Annotated in this window: 16 protein-coding genes and 1 tRNA gene; 8 read left to right on the forward strand and 9 right to left on the reverse strand. The window is 59.9% G+C overall.

All coding sequences use genetic code 11. From position 1 onward, the window contains the following. Positions 1–9: 9 nt before the first annotated feature. From JWZ97_RS01245 to JWZ97_RS01275, 7 genes are all read right to left on the reverse strand, one after another. A complete protein-coding gene (locus JWZ97_RS01245; RefSeq protein WP_205432848.1) occupies positions 10–315 on the reverse strand; it encodes a hypothetical protein in 306 nt (101 codons plus the stop codon). A gap of 1,015 nt (positions 316–1,330) precedes the next feature. Beyond that, entirely contained in the window at positions 1,331–3,226 is a 1,896-nt protein-coding gene (locus tag JWZ97_RS01250) for a hypothetical protein (RefSeq protein ID WP_205432849.1), read from the reverse strand. Next, positions 3,223–3,582: a hypothetical protein gene (locus JWZ97_RS01255; protein WP_205432851.1), complete on the reverse strand. Its 360-nt coding sequence runs from the start codon at positions 3,580–3,582 to the stop codon at positions 3,223–3,225. Before JWZ97_RS01255 ends, JWZ97_RS01250 begins: the two co-directional genes overlap by 4 nt. Continuing rightward, positions 3,569–3,940 carry a hypothetical protein gene (locus JWZ97_RS01260; protein ID WP_205432852.1) on the reverse strand — a complete coding sequence of 124 codons (372 nt, stop codon included), beginning with the start codon at positions 3,938–3,940 and terminating at the stop codon, positions 3,569–3,571. Before JWZ97_RS01260 ends, JWZ97_RS01255 begins: the two co-directional genes overlap by 14 nt. A gap of 72 nt (positions 3,941–4,012) precedes the next feature. Next, positions 4,013–4,198 (reverse strand): hypothetical protein, encoded by a 186-nt coding sequence (locus tag JWZ97_RS01265; RefSeq protein ID WP_205432854.1) that lies wholly within the window; start codon positions 4,196–4,198, stop codon positions 4,013–4,015. A 296-nt stretch (positions 4,199–4,494) separates the two neighbouring features. Beyond that, positions 4,495–4,833, reverse strand: a complete 339-nt coding sequence (locus JWZ97_RS01270; RefSeq protein ID WP_205432856.1) for an AlpA family transcriptional regulator — start codon at positions 4,831–4,833, stop codon at positions 4,495–4,497. Positions 4,834–4,978: 145 nt separating this feature from the next. Beyond that, positions 4,979–5,599: a hypothetical protein gene (locus JWZ97_RS01275; protein ID WP_205432858.1), complete on the reverse strand. Its 621-nt coding sequence runs from the start codon at positions 5,597–5,599 to the stop codon at positions 4,979–4,981. Between the two features lie 309 nt (positions 5,600–5,908). Between JWZ97_RS01275 and JWZ97_RS01280 the strand changes: the two genes are divergently transcribed. Then, positions 5,909–6,109 carry a hypothetical protein gene (locus JWZ97_RS01280; RefSeq protein WP_205432860.1) on the forward strand — a complete coding sequence of 67 codons (201 nt, stop codon included), beginning with the start codon at positions 5,909–5,911 and terminating at the stop codon, positions 6,107–6,109. Positions 6,110–6,116: 7 nt separating this feature from the next. Here the strand turns inward: JWZ97_RS01280 and JWZ97_RS01285 are convergent, their stop codons facing one another. Next, a complete protein-coding gene (locus tag JWZ97_RS01285) occupies positions 6,117–7,337 on the reverse strand; it encodes an integrase arm-type DNA-binding domain-containing protein (protein ID WP_205432866.1) in 1,221 nt (406 codons plus the stop codon). Between the two features lie 180 nt (positions 7,338–7,517). Next, a tRNA-Leu gene (locus JWZ97_RS01290) sits at positions 7,518–7,604 on the reverse strand. 404 nt (positions 7,605–8,008) lie between these two features. Here JWZ97_RS01290 and JWZ97_RS01295 point away from each other — a divergent pair. From JWZ97_RS01295 to JWZ97_RS01325, 7 genes are all read left to right on the forward strand, one after another. Then, positions 8,009–8,980, forward strand: a complete 972-nt coding sequence (locus JWZ97_RS01295) for a D-glycerate dehydrogenase (protein ID WP_205432870.1) — start codon at positions 8,009–8,011, stop codon at positions 8,978–8,980. A 9-nt stretch (positions 8,981–8,989) separates the two neighbouring features. After that, positions 8,990–9,958, forward strand: a complete 969-nt coding sequence (locus JWZ97_RS01300; RefSeq protein WP_240342614.1) for a hypothetical protein — start codon at positions 8,990–8,992, stop codon at positions 9,956–9,958. 46 nt (positions 9,959–10,004) lie between these two features. Beyond that, complete coding sequence (locus tag JWZ97_RS01305) at positions 10,005–11,156, forward strand: alanine--glyoxylate aminotransferase family protein (RefSeq protein WP_205432872.1); 1,152 nt, start codon at positions 10,005–10,007, stop codon at positions 11,154–11,156. A gap of 176 nt (positions 11,157–11,332) precedes the next feature. Beyond that, positions 11,333–12,196 (forward strand): archaetidylserine decarboxylase, encoded by an 864-nt coding sequence (gene asd / locus JWZ97_RS01310; RefSeq protein WP_205432874.1) that lies wholly within the window; start codon positions 11,333–11,335, stop codon positions 12,194–12,196. Positions 12,197–12,230: 34 nt separating this feature from the next. Further along, a complete protein-coding gene (locus tag JWZ97_RS01315) occupies positions 12,231–12,614 on the forward strand; it encodes a YajD family HNH nuclease (protein WP_205432876.1) in 384 nt (127 codons plus the stop codon). Positions 12,615–12,733: 119 nt separating this feature from the next. Beyond that, positions 12,734–13,147 carry an alternative ribosome rescue aminoacyl-tRNA hydrolase ArfB gene (arfB, locus tag JWZ97_RS01320; RefSeq protein ID WP_205432878.1) on the forward strand — a complete coding sequence of 138 codons (414 nt, stop codon included), beginning with the start codon at positions 12,734–12,736 and terminating at the stop codon, positions 13,145–13,147. A gap of 896 nt (positions 13,148–14,043) precedes the next feature. Continuing rightward, the gene (locus JWZ97_RS01325; protein ID WP_205432880.1) at positions 14,044–15,318 is read left to right on the forward strand and encodes an isoprenylcysteine carboxylmethyltransferase family protein; all 1,275 of its coding nucleotides are present in this window, start codon (positions 14,044–14,046) and stop codon (positions 15,316–15,318) included. Positions 15,319–15,412: the final 94 nt, after the last annotated feature.

Below are 15,412 nucleotides of genomic sequence, written 5' to 3' on the forward strand. Positions count from 1 at the left end.
CAGGGACCGTCAGATAAGTACAACGGTTCCTGTCCTGGGCAATAGGTAAGCCTTGACCGTTCCCTTGATGCCGTGATTTGGTCCAAGAGCGTCGTCGAGGGTGTCGGATATTTGGAAATCCAATCCGGTACTTGCAGATAATCCGGCTCTGAATTCGTCGATGGCTTGCTGGGCTTGTTCATGGCTTATGCCTCGTGGGGCCTGATCCCCGAAGTGGGTAGAAAACTTGGAAAACTGCGGGCCTTGCTCGGCCGCCGGCGCGCCATTATCGCCCTCCGCCGGGTCTTTGCCTTCGGCCAGCAGTTCACGCCGCAAGGCCTCCAACTCCGCGGTCTTCTCGTACTGTTGCCGCGCGTGGACAGAGAACAGATTGCTGTGGGCTCAGAGGCGCCGCAAATGACGAGTCTGAGGTCCCTCAGCGGCTCACAGAGGTGTTAATCTCCACGGTCGCCGCGCGGGACGGCGTTGCTTGGCGGGATTGGCTCGACGCGCGCCGGGGTATCTCAATCGGTCAGACGCAAAGACATACCCCCCGTTTCAGCGCCGGCCGGGATGGCAGGCCGAGATTCTATGGCCAGGCGTGGCGCCTTCGGGCCGGGCTGGCCGAGCACGTCCAAGGCCCCATGAGCCAGGCGAAAGCAATACGATTCGACTTGAACGCGGTCCCGGTTTTCCCGGTAGCAAAACAGGGGGCTTGGCAAAACCAGCCGCTCACGGCAGCGAAGTTGCCGGCTTTTATAAGTTAATCAGCAAACTAACCCCCTTATAACAATTTCGTGACTGGTCCTTTTCCGCGAGCTTTCTGCCCTCAAAAGGGACCCCCCTGGAAGGACCCGCGCTTTGCTCGGGTCCGTCAGGCACGGCCTTGGCTGGGTGTTCGCCGCACCGGTGAGGTAGCCTGTCACCTCGATAGCCGAAACACGCTAACGGCAAATCGCTCGCCTTGTGCCTGCAGCTTGGGACGAAGAGGAGGAGCCGGAACATGCTCACCCTAATGGTCGCAAGCCGTGAGTGGTGGGGCTTACAACTAATAGCTATGACGTTTTGCGTATAAAGTGCGTGTATGTATGTGATTTTAGTGGGAAGAATGGGAAGGGACCGCTACAGCCCAGGGCTGGCAAGGCCTCCAGCGCTTCCCATTTTTTGATTGGCGAAAATCAAGTGGGAAAAGTGGGAAGGAGTAGGGTATCTGCTCCCCGTTTTTCATCCCACTTTTGTGGGAAGACCTTCCCACTTTTTTAGGCTGAGTGGGAAGGCATAAGTTTTTGATAAATAATTATATATATTTATTTCTTCCCACTCTTCCCACAATATACAAGATATATAAGCCCTATCCCTCCAGGGCGTTGACGTTTAGGTGATACACCCAGATCCCGACGCCGCCTATCCACTGCTTGATTGCAAGCCGGGGTTGCTTCGCGTCGACCGTCGTCGAGATCAGCAAGTCTTGCTCATAAATGCGCTTCCAGAGGGTCCCTTTGCCAACCGGAATCAACGTTCCTTGGCCACGTGCAAATTCCTGCACAACCTTAAAGGCGGCATTACCGTCCAACCAAAGGTCCACGCCATTGGTCCACCCGATGCAGACGCGGCCTTTGGGATGCGGTGTCTTGTTACCCTCGTCGTCGACCACGGTAGACCAGCCCCAGGCGTGCGGATGATCCACTGGCGGGCCTTGGGTGATGCGGTCGGCGACATAGCACAGGCCAGACGTGAGCGCTGATCGCAGCAGATCGAAAAACCGCGTGACTTCGTTCTCCTCGGTTTGCGTCTCGCCTTGCCGCTGCATCAGCTCCATCAGCGCCGCCGTGCTGCGGTCAAAGAAGCCCTCGGCCGCCGTAATGGCGCCCGTGGCGATGGCGTACTGTTCCAGCAGATGGAGTCCATGTACCAGCGATGCCGTGTCGCTGGCCGTGCGCGCGTGGCTGTAGGCATGTTCCTGGAGAATGGCTTCCCGGGTTTTCTGAATCCCGGCCGGTAGCTCGTCCCTTAAGGCCTCGAAGCGCTTGGCCAACCAGCGAATAAACCCCGCCATGGACTTGGCAAGCAACCCGTTTGCCGCGTGCCGCTGCATTTGGCTGAGCGCGGCGCGGTCGACGTCTCCTTTGCGCAGCCTGACGATGGCCAGCCGTGCGCGTAACGACTCGCCGGCCGGCAAGTCCTCGCCGGTACTGAGGATCACGCCGCGCGGGTGATAGGCGGGGCGCTGTTTGAGATCGGTTGTCCTTCGTCCCCGTCCGGACTGGTTGCCGGCGGACCTGTGCAAATGGTCGGCTTTGGTGTGCAAGCGGCTGATGTCGGTCGCCGTGCCGATTGGTTTGAAGTCGTCGACCACGAACAGCGCGTCCTTGGCGGCGTGTGCCTTCTGCTCCAGATCGGTTTCCGTGTCGACCCAGGCGCCCGGCAGCGCGCGCGCTGAAAACGCGCCGAAATGCGCCATCGCAAGGGCCGCTAGCTCGGACTTGAAACAGCCGGTGGTCCCTTCCAGCCAGCCGCCGTGGTCCACCGCCACGATGTGCGCTGTCGCCGCCCGATAGATCAGCGCCAGCAATAAGGCGCCCACTTCCGGCCGCTGCGGACATAGGTCGAACAGGGCCAGGCTAGCCCTTACGGCCTCGCTGAGCGCTTCGCCGTCTGGCGGTGCTGGCAAACGGTATAGGGCCATGTGGCCGCGCCCTGGCTCAACCTCCACATCCTCGCGCACGTCCTCCGCGCCGATCGCGCCGCCGGCGTGCAGATAGCGCCACTGCTCGTCGATGCGCCGCCAGCCGGTGTGACTGTAGATCGTGCGTCGCCCAAACTCGGGTGATAGTTCCTGGATCGCACAGCGCAGGTGATCCTTGGTGCCCTGACCCGCGTAGACGATCGCCGCAGCCCCCAAGCGTGCGGTGACCCAGCCCAGGCCGGCAAAGTCTGCCGCCGTGACGTCGAACACGGGGAAGGTCCGGCCCGCTAACTGTGCTTCGATGGCGAAGCGAAGCTCTGGGGTCTCCTCGCCATCGTCATATTCTACTTGCGCCGCGATGCGCGCCGCGAAATTACACAAGGGAAACAGAAGGTCGTTCGGTTCCTGCTTTTGCACCCGGCAAATGCGCCCTTCGTGGATCTTATAGCGCGTGCCCCAATGCTCACTGGAACGCTTGTTGTCCTTAGCTTTGCGCCGACGGGGGTCAAGCGGGACTATTACAATCTTGTCATCGGGTGGTTTTCGGGTGTCGCCGGTCATGACGTCCCCTCTCCGCTGGCTGGACGGTACAGGGTGGCCGGCCCGTCGTCTTCGGCGAGGTTCCAGATGACGAACAGCGCCCCGGACTGGATTAGCTCCACGCTGAGCCTGTCCAGCGTCTCCCATGGCTCAGGATCGCCGAAACCGAACACGATGCAATTGGTGTCCGCCACTGGCCACACGAAGGCTTCCGGGTCTTCTCCGAAAGGCAGGACCAGCTTGCGCCCGACGAACCAGCTACGGGAAGCCGCCCGCCGCCAAGCTTCGCGCCCCGTCAAGATAGCAATACTGCCGCGGGCATCGTTCAGTTGCCGGCTGTAGGGCGCGTGCTTTTTCCTGCGTTCAAAACCGGACATGGCAACTCCTCTCGTCCTCAACGGCTTCAGCCGGCGTCGATCCGCAGTGGTTCGCGGCTTTGGCTGTCAGTCTGGCTGGATAGGCGGCCGCTTCGCCCTGGCTGCCACCATCGACAAAGGCGACAAGGCTGATTGCATCGCCGCCCTTGTCGCCGCTGGCAAAGTCCGACCAGACCCCGGCCTTGTTGCCTTCCAGGCAGACCTTAAGGCTTTGCCCATCGGCGCCGGATCGGTCGCCGATGGGCCATTCCCGCCCGCTGCACTTGCCATTGGGCAGCCAATGTCGGCAGATCGGCTCAAGACTGGCGATCGCCGCTGCCTTGATAGCCTCGAAGTACAGCGGCTTAGGTCTAGCCATTGCTAGCCTCCTCATCCGCCCCGGCCAGGAAAGCCTCCACGAGCATGTCGGTAAGGTCGCCCCGGTCCAGCGTCATGCCATCCGCTCCATTACGCATGGAATGGAGTGGTGTCCAATCAGCTCGGCCGCGAAACCACGTGCCTTTCTGAACATCACTAGCCGCGTTTGCCCCGTTCCGTCGGAAGCCGCGATCTCGTCGAGTATCTCCCGAACGACGGGGTCCATATTGACGGGCTTTTTGGGTTGCGGGCTGCTCATGACTGCGGCCCTCCCTGCTGGCCGGCATCGGTCGCCGCGTTAAACAGAGCGCGGGCGTGCTGGTCCGCACGGCCGATCAGATCGACTGCTTCGGCCAGACTGGCCGCGATACTGAAAGGGCGTGCGCATGGCGGGGTGCCGCTCCTGCTTCGCATGCCGCACGGCGGCCCGTAGAACCGTCGACAGGCACGGATAATAGCTAAGAGGGCCAGGACGGCAGCCGGCAGCGACCAGGCGCCACATCCCGTCGATTTCACGCCTTAGCTTTCGCTGAAAGTATGTATCGCGCGGGCGGCTCATGGCTTGCCCCCTTCGCTACCGTCAGCGGCCCCGGCCAGCTTGGCCAGCACGGCCCGGATATCGCCGACACGCCAGGCGGTACTAGACGGACCCAGCTTTACCGGAGCAGGGAGTGTGCCGTCCTTGGATCGCCGCCAAACCGTGTTTTTTGAACAGGCGAACAAAGCCGCCAGGGTGTCCACGCGAACATAGCCCGAATCCGGTAAGGCGTCGAAATCCACTAAGGGATCGCGGGTCTTGGGTGAGCGTTTGGCGGGTGATTTCGCAGGCCGGAGATCAGCCGTGACCCGTGTGGGGAGTTGTGGAGCGGGGTGTTTGGATTTGTGCTTTTGCATCGCTTTGGCCTCCATGTGGCCAGTTAAGGTGCGATGTAGTTTCGCGGCGTACAGTTGCGTTTATAAGCCCGTTAACGGGGTAATCGTCCACTGTACGCGGACGGCATCCATTGTGCCGGCAGGAGTTACACCCTGCACGCTGAGGCTACCCTCTCCGCGCAGACTGAAGCTTATTGAACTGGGTGAGCCACTTTCTAACAGTCCTAAATTTAGCGGGGACCACTTTGCCCGCTATATCCTCCGCAGCAGCATCCAGGCTCTTGTACATCCCCATATTCTTCTCATAGTGTGCTAACGCCTGCTCCTTGATGAATCGGTTTTCAGCATGTCGGACCGTAGCGGCCTTTTTCGCCAACCGTGACATTGCATCTTGGATAATAGTATCCTCCGGATAGCTTGAGCCAGTTGCCATACCCAGCCAGTAATAGGCCACTCCAACATGCGCCCACGCTTTGTTTGAGTCGCCTTGCAGATCCGCAAATACTGCCGATTTGCAATATAAGCGGGCAATAGAAGCCATCATGAACGACTCTGCCCGCACCCCAACAGAGCCCTTGGCGGAAAGTGATTCAAAGAGCGCCTCAGGCGATGCATAAACGCTGGTTGCTTCCCCACTTACCGTCACCTCCGGTAGCTCGGACATGAATTTTTGCCCGTTATTACCGGGAAACCATGCGTAGTGGAGAGCTGAAAGGGTTTCGAGTATCTGCCGAGCCGCATCAAGTGGCTTTCCCATGGGTTCAATCAGGTTATCCTCTTCAGCCATAACTTTCCTTCAAGAGTCGGCCCTTCATGGTAGGCACCACGCCAGCGGGTGAAGGGGTCCCGTTTTCGTCTGGCCGGACTAGGCGTGGTGATTCGATGGTATCAGGTTCGGGCGGGGCGGGCCTTGCAGTCAGGCGGCCGTGTTCGATGTTTAGGCCTTGAACGATGAGAAAACTTTCTTCCGTTCAAATTGCGTGCGCGTGGCTGATCGCCGACAGTAAGGTAGGCGGGTGTTCTCCGGGCTCTTTGCGCTGGCGGGCTTGGTCGGCATAGCTTTCTTGCTGCTCATATGGCCTTGACCGATAGACTTATGACCATGCGCAAGCACCAACCACGATCAACACGCCGCGACCTTGCCATATGGGCCTTACTGGTTGCCGCCTATTACGCTTTTCCTGATACCGTTGCCAAGATCGCCATGCTTTCCGTGGGCCTGCTCTGGCTCCTCTCCGGCGCGCTGGTACTGGTCATCGTGCTGTTGTACTTCATTGACTTTGGCCGGCCGAAGTAGGCCACAATCAACCGGGGCGCCGGAACAGGATGATCGAAGCGCCGATCTTCAAGCCGTCCAGATAATCCGCCCAGGCCTGCATCATCTTGCGGCGCTCGGGCAGGTGTTCGGCGTGGTTATACGCGGCCTTGATCTTGTTTCGCTCCGCGTGGGCAAGCTGGCGCTCGATCATGTCGGACGGCCAGCCCTGCTCATGCAGCAAGGTTGACGCCATACCCCGGAAGCCGTGGGCAGTCATGGGCGTATCGCTGTCCGGCCCATAGCCCATACGCACTAGGGCGGCCCGCACGCTTTCCCGGCTCATGTGCTGGTCGCGATTGCGCACGCCGGGGAACACATAGCGGCGGCTTCCTGTGAGCGGGTGCAGGTCTCGCAAGATGACGACCGCTTGAGCCGACAGGGGGACGATATGGCGGCCTTTCATCTTCATGCGCTCGCCCGGGATGCGCCACTCTCCAGCATCCAGGTCGAATTCGTTCCACTCCGCAGCCGCCAGCTCCCCAGGCCTGAGGAAGACCAGCGGAGCCAGTCTCAGCGCCGCATGCACGATCGGCGATCCTGAATAGCCGTCAACGGCCCGCAGCAGTTCTCCCACGGCCTTGGGATCCACGATGGTGGACCGGTGCTTGGTCTTGGCGGGCGGCAGGGCACCGATTAGGTCGGCGGTAGGGTCCCGTTCGGCCCGGCCGGTCGCGACGGCATAGCGAAATACCCGTCCGGCATCGCTGCGTATCCGTTGCGCCGTATCCAGACGGCCCCGCTCGACCGTTTTATTTAAAGCGGCCAGCAACTCGCGTGCTGTGATTTCGCCAACAGGCCTGGCACCGATCCAAGGGAAAAGCCCAGTTTCCAGCCGTTCCCTAATGTGGCGGTGCGTAGTTTCTACCCATTTGCCCCGGTTAATCGCCAGCCATTCGCGAGCGATGGTTTCAAAGCTATTTGCGGCCCGTTCGGCGCCGGCCGTTTTGGCGGCTTTCTTCTGAACGCCGGGGTCAATATCTTGGGCGAGAAGTTGCCGGGCTTCATCGCGCCTCGTGCGAGCAACGGCAAGGCTTACATCGGGATAGATGCCAAACGATAGGGTTTTCTGTTTCCCCCAGTGGCGGTAGTTCATGCGCCACAGCTTGCCGCCGTTGGGATTCACTAAGAGGTAAAGGCCTCGCTCGTCGGTTAGCTTGTAGGGCTTTTCGGCCGGCTTGGCCTTGCGGGCTTCAATGTCTTGCAGCATGGGCGTTCCCCTTGATTTGATGGTATCGGCCATACCATCAAGGCAGATACCAGCATAAGTACCATCACGAATGATGGTATTGGATGCTAGTCCATGGTGCTGAATGAGACAATAAAAAACCCGCTAAGCCCTATGACTTGCGGGTTTTGGTGTTGCTTGGTGTAGCTTGATATTGCTATTTGGTACCGAGGGCCGGAATCGAACCGGCACGGAGTCACCCCCGTCAGATTTTGAGTCTGATGCGTCTACCAGTTTCGCCACCTCGGCAGAGTCCGCGTATTCTAACGGCATTTTATTTGCGACGCTAGCCTTGTCGGATTACGCGTGCGTCCGAGGGTGCTTGCTTGAAGGGCGTACTTCCGCTATGGCATGATTTACGCCGATTTGCACCCTGATTCCGGGTGTCATGCGGGCCGCTGTTCCGCGATATTCATCTGACGCCTTTAAGAATCCGAGGTGATGAGCATGCCCGGCCGCAATCTTCTTTTCGTTCCCGGTTCTGCGATTTTCCCGGAATCCGTGCCCAGCGCCCATGGATGTGCCGTCCGAAAATAGGTGCCGCCCCAATTTTTCGTTCCTGGCCCAGCAGGAACGGGCGGACTTGACGAAGCTAGTCCGCATCCGCCGAACCGATAGAATTCGCAACCCGTACGAGTTTCGCCCAGCACCGCATGAGTAAACCCAAAGTAATCGTCACGCGCCGTTGGCCGGCCGCCGTTGAGGCACGCTTGCGGGAATTGTTCGATGTCACGCTTAATGAAGCCGATGTGCCGTTGAGCGCGGATCAGTTGAAAGACGCGCTGCGCCATCACGACGCGGTGCTGCCGACGGTGACCGATGCCTTGACTGCGGAGGTGCTGGGCGCGGAGCCCTTGCGCGCGCGCATGCTCGGCAACTTCGGCGTGGGTTACAACCATATCGATATCGAAGCGGCCATGGCGCGCGGGATCACCGTGACCAACACGCCAGACGTGCTCACCGACTGCACGGCGGACATCGCCGTGACCCTGATGCTTATGGTCGCGCGCCGGGCGGGAGAGGGCGAACGCGAAGTGCGCTCCGGCCACTGGGCCGGCTGGCGTCCGACCCATCTGATCGGCACCAAGGTGACCGGCAAGACGCTGGGCTTGATCGGCTTCGGCCGCATCGCCCGCGCATTGGCGAAGAAGGCCCATTACGGCTTCGACATGCCGGTCATCTTCTACACCCCCCATCCGCCGGAGGACGAGGTCTGCCGCGATCTGGGCGCCAAGCCCTGCGCCAGCATCGAAGAGGTGCTGAAGCAGGCCGATTTCGTTTCCCTGCATTGCCCCGGCAGCAAGGAAAACCGGCACCTCATCGATGCCGAGCGCCTGGCCTTGATGAAGCCTGGCGCTTTCCTGATCAACACGGCACGCGGCGACGTGGTGGACAACGACGCGCTGGTTCGGGCCTTGAAAAACAAAACCATTGCCGGCGCCGGTTTGGATGTCTACGAAGGCGAACCCCATGTGAATCCGGGCTTCCTGGAGCTGGAAAACGTCGTGCTGTTACCCCACATGGGGAGTTCCACGGAAGAAACACGCGCTGCGATGGGGCTGAGGGTGGTCGAAAACCTCAGCGCATACTTCGCCGGCCAAGTGCCGCGCGACAAGGTGGTATAAGCCTTGACCATGCAACTCGGCATGCAAGCCTCGCTCTGGCCGACCGAGCAGTCGGTTCTGAGTGCGGACGACTACGCCGCCCTGGCCAACCGCCTGCGCCCGGCGCTGCTCGCCCGGATGCGGGAGCTGCAACTCGATGCGGGTTTGGCCGAGCCGCTCAAGCGCGTCTACATCCCATTGGCCGCCTGGGTCCATCGGCAAAAGCAAGAAGGCAGGGCTTTCGTTCTAGGCGTCAACGGCGCTCAGGGTTCGGGCAAGTCGACGCTGAGCGCATTGCTGTCGCTCATTCTGACGGAAGGTTATGGCTACAAGGTCGCCGGCTTTTCCATCGACGACATTTACAAGACCCGCGCCGAGCGCGAAAAACTGGGCCGCGAAGTACACCCCTTGCTGGTCACCCGCGGGGTGCCGGGCACCCACGATGTCCAACTCGGCTTGGATACGCTGGCCGCGCTGGTCGATCCGGCGGGCTCATCCGTCGCGATACCAGCTTTCGACAAGGCACATGACGACCGCCTTCCGTCGAGCGAATGGTCCGTGCTGGCCGGTCCGGTCGACGTGGTGATTTTCGAGGGCTGGTGCGTGGGAGCGAAACCGCAGGACGATGCGGAATTGCAGTCCGCGCTCAATGAACTCGAAGCGCGGGAAGACGTCGACGGCGTCTGGCGCCGTTTTGTCAACGAGGAACTGAAAGGCGAATACGCCGAGCTGTTCGCCCGCCTGGACAGGCTGATCATGCTCAAGGTTCCGAACATGGAAAGCGTCTACGAATGGCGCAGCCTGCAGGAAGAAAAACTGGCCGCGACTATAGTGCCGTCCGGCCGACACCGTATCATGGACTCATCGGGTCTCAAGCGTTTCATCATGCACTACGAACGCCTGACCCGGCACATGCTAGCCGAAATGCCCGAACGTGCCGACCTGACCCTGTTCCTGGACGAACATCATCAATTCACCGCCATACACATCAACTCATAATCACGCTATGACCATAACTTCATTTCACCCGCCCGTGAGAACCTTGATGGGACCGGGTCCTTCCGACGTACCCCCGCGCATCCTCGAAGCCCTGGCCCGCCCGACCATAGGCCACCTGGACCCGCTGTTCGTGGGCATGATGGACGAGATGAAAGCGCTGCTCCAATACGCTTTCCAGACCAAGAACGAACTGACCCTGCCGGTTTCCGCACCCGGTTCCGCCGGCATGGAAACCGCTTTCGTCAACCTGATCTCGCCCGGCGACACCGTCATCGTCGCCATCAACGGCGTGTTCGGCGGACGTATGAAGGAGAATGTCGAGCGCGTCGGCGCCACGCCGGTGATCGTGCAGGACGCCTGGGGCCAGCCGGTCGATCCGCAAAAGATCGAAGATGCGCTGAAGGCTAATCCCGGCGTTAAGGCGGTCGCCTTCGTGCAGGCCGAAACTTCCACCGGCGCCAATTCCGACGCGGAAACCATTGCCCGCCTGGCGCATGCGCACGGCGCGCTGGTCATCGTCGACGCGGTCACCTCGCTGGGCGGTTCGCCGCTCAAGGTCGACGAATGGGAGATCGACGCCGTTTATTCCGGCTCGCAGAAATGTTTGTCCTGCACGCCGGGGCTCTCGCCGGTCAGCTTCAGCGAGCGTGCCGTCGAAGTCATCAAGAACCGCAAGACCAAGGTGCAGAGCTGGTTCCTCGACCTCAGCCTGGTGATGAGCTACTGGGGCGGCGGCACCAAGCGCGCTTATCACCACACCGCGCCGATCAACGCCTTGTACGGCTTGCACGAAGCCCTGGTCATCCTGCAGGAGGAAGGTCTGGAGAACTCCTGGAAGCGCCATAACGACCTGCATTTGGCCTTGCGCGCCGGCTTCGAGGCGCTGGGACTGAGCTACGTGGTGCCGGAAGGCTCCCGTTTGCCGCAGCTCAATGCCGTGACCATTCCGGCCGGCGTGGACGATGCGCAAGTGCGCAGCACTCTGCTGAACCGTTACAACCTGGAAATCGGCGCGGGCCTGGGCGATCTGGCCGGCAAGATCTGGCGCTTCGGCCTGATGGGCCACAGCGCCACGGCGAAGAACGTGATCTTCGCGTTGAGCGCGCTGGAAGCCACGCTGACCGAGCTCAATGCGCCGATCGAACGCGGCGTGGCCGTCGCGGCGGCGCAGAAAGTCCTGATCGAAAAGGGTTATTGATCTTCGTTCGGACGGGGTGCGGGATGGCCGGTGGCCTCTTGCACCTCATGGATGAGGCGTGGGTGGAGCGGGCTTTAAGCCCGCTCTCACAAATCAGCTCTGCGCGCGAGGGAGCGCTTTCCGGCCTACGGCTCGTTCCAAGCCGCCCCATATAACCAAACCAGCGAGTCACAGTCTTGAGTCTACGCGACGCTCTCGTTTCCCTGCCGCAATACATCCTGCCGCATCATCCGCTATCCCGCGTGATGCACCATCTCACCCGCTGCGAAAACCGGCTGTGGAAAGATGCTTTCATCCGCAACATCATCCGGATATACGGAGTGGACATGAGCGAGGCCCTGGAGCCTGATCCAGACGCCTACCCCAGCTTCAATGCCTTCTTCACCCGGCCGCTCAAGCCGGACGCACGGCCGCTGTCGGCGGAGCCCGGTGCCTTGCTATGCCCTGCCGACGGCGCGATCAGCCAGATCGGCCGGATCGCCGACGATAGCCTGATCCAGGCCAAGGGCAAGAGCTTCAGCGCCACCGAATTGCTGGGCGGCGATCCGGCGCGCGGCGAGCTATTTCGCGACGGCCATTTCGCCACCATTTATCTGTCTCCGCGCGATTATCACCGCCTGCACATGCCGCTGACCGGCACCCTGCGGGAGATGGTCCACGTGCCCGGGCGCTTGTTCAGCGTCAATGCGGCGACTACGCGTTTCGTGCCCAATCTGTTCGCCCGCAACGAACGCGTCGTCGCCGTGTTCGACACCGAGGTCGGTCCCATGGCCCTGGTGCTGGTCGGCGCCATATTCGTGGCCAGCATCGAGACCGTCTGGCACGGTGTGGTCACGCCCCCCACAGCGTCACAAATCCGCACCTGGGTATACAGCGAAGACGCGCCCCGCCTGGAAAAGGGCGCCGAAATGGGCCGCTTCAACATGGGCTCCACCATCGTCGTCCTGTTCGGCAAGGATGCTGTGGACTGGGGAAAAGACTTGGGGGAGGGTGACAAGGTGCGCATGGGACAAGCCTTGGGCTACCGCCACACGGTGTAACCCCCAACCGGCCGTAACAACGAGAGGTAACGACATGCCGACCAAGAAAACCAGTCCCGATCTGAACAAGCTCGACCGCGTCGTCGCCGAAGCCCGCCGCGACCGGGAAGAGCGTGAGCGAGGCTATCGCGAACGCGCGCTCAAGATGTATCCCTGGGTGTGTGGCCGTTGCGCCCGCGAGTTCACCCTCGCGAATGTGCGCGAGCTCACCGTGCACCACCGCGATCACAACCACGACAATAACCCGGCCGACGGCAGCAACTGGGAGTTGCTGTGTCTCTACTGCCATGACAATGAGCATCAGCGCTATCTCACGGCCGACCTTACGGCCAAGGACAAGGCCGGCGCGCGGCAGGACGGCAATACCACCTTCAAGGCGTTCGCCGGTCTGGGCGACCTGCTCAAAGGCGGCAAATAATCGCGGTTCGCGACTCTCCGGCGGAGCGATTATCGGTGGGAGCGGGCTCAGCCCACGATCGAGCGCCCCGTCGCGAACTGAAGCCCGCTTCCATACCAGCCCCCTGGGTCCAAGCAAGCATGCTCAGCATCTCCAATCAGGTCGCCATTCCTCTTGCCGAGATCGAGTTGACGGCGATACGCGCGCAGGGTGCTGGCGGACAGAATGTCAACAAGGTTTCTTCCGCGGTTCACCTGCGCTTCGACATCCGCGCATCCTCGCTGCCGGAGTTCTACAAGGAAAAATTGCTGCAACTGAGCGATCAACGCATCTCGGGCGACGGTTGCGTGGTCATCAAGGCGCAGCAGCATCGCAGCCAGGAGGTGAATCGAGCCGATGCCCTGGAACGCCTGCATTCTTTGGTCAAAAGCGTGGGTGCGACGCGCAAGGCCCGCAAAGCCACCAAGCCCACCCGCAGTTCGCAGAAAAGGCGGCTGGGCAGCAAGAGCAAGCACGGGCAACTCAAAGCCTTGCGCAGTCGGCCTCCCGACTAGCGCATCCTGCGGACTTTGAAATTGCCTGACCGCCGATGCTGGAAATCAGCCTAAATCGGTCACCTTGCTCCGGCATCATCGATCGTTGTTTACGGCTAGAATTCACAGTCTCATCTATTATAGGTAAATCGCTGTCAGAAAATTTTACAGCCTGAAGGGCTGAGACCACTCGGCTTTGGAACTCGGCCGGTCGCCCCTGCCACCGGGCCACGTTATTGTTATTAAGAGTGAAAAAATAGTTATCTGCAACATCCCTCTCCCGCCGGGAGATGGATGAGTAATTATAAAAAATCAATAGCTTGTGATTTTATCTCTCATGCTGGATGTGGGCTAATACAGGTTTTTCTTAAGGAGGTGCTGGGTTAGCCGACCATCCCGGTCGATAGGACTGAACGTTACTACCTCATGGCCGATCAGGGCGACAGCGCGGTGCGAGGTCAAATAAATAAGGATGTGTAATCTTTTTATGCCTCCCCGTTTCCCGCCAGGTTACCAGCGGGCGCGCCGTGTCCAGCCGATGAGGTTATAGGATTCGAGCACGCAGCCTATAATTTCAAGCCTTTAGACTGCTAGTTAAGGAAGCCCAAATGATTGATTTGAGCAGAGACAAAATACCGTCAACGGTCAATTTTGACGTGAGGCGGGGCTGCCAGAGTATGTCCACGGGAGTGGTCGGCGGTTTGTTTTTCGCTGGAATGATGGCGTTTTACGCTCTGTTCAGGGCTGATATCTTAAATAACGGAGGCCCCGATATCATCCATGCCCTATGGTGGCTGCCAGCGACGTTCTCGCTCCCGTCAGTGCCACGAAGTTACTATGACATCCTGTTTGCGCTACTGCTGTGTTTTCAGGTGATGGTCACCTGGGAGTTGGCGAAACACTGGCTGGCGAGATGCATGACAACCCTGGTCCTTGCTGCGAGTCTGTTCGCCGCCTATCTCCTGGCGAGGAAGGGCCGCTATCTGTTCTTCTCCGATGACGTTTATTCGGGCACCGCATGGCTTTGGACGCAGATGGAGGCGCTCTGGGCCCTAACGGCCTTGGCTTTGCTGTCGGTTTGGCTGGTTCCGATGGCCCGCGCCCTCAAGGCTGGTCGGCGGCCGGTGGTTTCGCCCTTGGGCTGGGCGATAAGGACCGCCTGCTGGCGATGGCTGGCCGGTATAGTCTTCTTCGGTACGATACTGATTCTCTCATTCGGACATCCTTATTATCAATCCAAGTTTTTCGAGCCTTGGCGAACACTGAGTGCCTATGTGTTTTCCGCTTTTCTGGTTCTTGGACCGCCTTACATTCTTTTGACCAATCTGTTTCGGGGGCACCGGTTCGAGGACCGTAGCGATCCCTTGTTCAACATCCTATTGCTGGCCCGTGGTTTATCTCTCGCCGTGCTTCGTTGGCGATCACGGTCGTTGAGACGGACCCTCGCGAATCGGCGCGTTAAGGTGTCGTTTCGCGATTTGCTTGTCAAACTGTTCTTCCTTCCCCTGATGGTGAATTTCATTTTTGAGGAATCTTCCGGGCTGAGTCAGCACCTGTCGACAGTGCTGTCTCAGTTGGCCGAAGGCCAGTCCATCCTGAAAAAAACCGTTTTCGATCACGCTTATTGGGCGATGTTTCACACGATTTTCTGCATCGACGTGGGGGTAGGCATGCTCGGGTATGCCTGCAGTTCACGCTGGCTGGGTAACCGGTCGAAGAGCGTGGAGCCGACTTTGTTGGGTTGGGGCGTCGCACTCGCCTGTTATCCGCCCTTCAATCAGGTTTCCGGAATTTATCTACCGTTCAAGAGCATGAGTACAACACTCAATCCCTATTTGCAGGCGGATTGGATTGACATGGGACTCAAAGCCATGACGATTGCGTTATGGGGCATTTATGTCTCGGCGACTCTGGCCTTCGGCCTCAGGTTCAGCAACCTGACCCACCGAGGCATCATCACCCGTGGACCCTATGCGTTTGTCCGCCACCCGGCTTACACCGCGAAGGTCCTAGCGACCTGGTCGTCCGGCCTGACGACTTTTTCGGACCCGCGGCAATATCTGTTTCTGCTGGTCTGGAACGGGGTCTATTACCTGCGGGCCATCACCGAGGAAAGACACTTGAGGCTGGACCCGGATTACCGCCGCTATTGCGAACGGGTCAAATACCGCTTCATTCCGGGGCTAGTGTGAGTCGGGAAAGGCCGCTGATCAGGGCGAGATCCCTAAGCGGTTTTGTCGATTGGAGCCTTACAAAAAAGCCCCGCTAGTGGCGGGGCTTTTTTAC

This window comes from Methylococcus sp. EFPC2 (assembly GCF_016925495.1).
Taxonomy (GTDB): Bacteria; Pseudomonadota; Gammaproteobacteria; order Methylococcales; family Methylococcaceae; genus EFPC2.

Bases quoted from the DNA above. Each gene is read 5' to 3' on its own strand.
- JWZ97_RS01280 (WP_205432860.1), top strand. From the start codon at position 5,909: ATGACCATGCGCAAGCACCAACCACGATCAACACGCCGCGACCTTGCC.
- JWZ97_RS01250 (WP_205432849.1), bottom strand. From the start codon at position 3,226: ATGACCGGCGACACCCGAAAACCACCCGATGACAAGATTGTAATAGTC.
- JWZ97_RS01270 (WP_205432856.1), bottom strand. From the start codon at position 4,833: ATGCAAAAGCACAAATCCAAACACCCCGCTCCACAACTCCCCACACGG.
- JWZ97_RS01315 (WP_205432876.1), top strand. From the start codon at position 12,231: ATGCCGACCAAGAAAACCAGTCCCGATCTGAACAAGCTCGACCGCGTC.
- arfB (WP_205432878.1), top strand. From the start codon at position 12,734: ATGCTCAGCATCTCCAATCAGGTCGCCATTCCTCTTGCCGAGATCGAG.
- JWZ97_RS01255 (WP_205432851.1), bottom strand. From the start codon at position 3,582: ATGTCCGGTTTTGAACGCAGGAAAAAGCACGCGCCCTACAGCCGGCAA.
- JWZ97_RS01285 (WP_205432866.1), bottom strand. From the start codon at position 7,337: ATGCTGCAAGACATTGAAGCCCGCAAGGCCAAGCCGGCCGAAAAGCCC.
- JWZ97_RS01305 (WP_205432872.1), top strand. From the start codon at position 10,005: ATGGGACCGGGTCCTTCCGACGTACCCCCGCGCATCCTCGAAGCCCTG.
- JWZ97_RS01325 (WP_205432880.1), top strand. From the start codon at position 14,044: ATGACAACCCTGGTCCTTGCTGCGAGTCTGTTCGCCGCCTATCTCCTG.
- JWZ97_RS01300 (WP_240342614.1), top strand. From the start codon at position 8,990: ATGCAACTCGGCATGCAAGCCTCGCTCTGGCCGACCGAGCAGTCGGTT.
- JWZ97_RS01260 (WP_205432852.1), bottom strand. From the start codon at position 3,940: ATGGCTAGACCTAAGCCGCTGTACTTCGAGGCTATCAAGGCAGCGGCG.
- JWZ97_RS01295 (WP_205432870.1), top strand. From the start codon at position 8,009: ATGAGTAAACCCAAAGTAATCGTCACGCGCCGTTGGCCGGCCGCCGTT.
- JWZ97_RS01275 (WP_205432858.1), bottom strand. From the start codon at position 5,599: ATGGCTGAAGAGGATAACCTGATTGAACCCATGGGAAAGCCACTTGAT.
- JWZ97_RS01265 (WP_205432854.1), bottom strand. From the start codon at position 4,198: ATGAGCAGCCCGCAACCCAAAAAGCCCGTCAATATGGACCCCGTCGTT.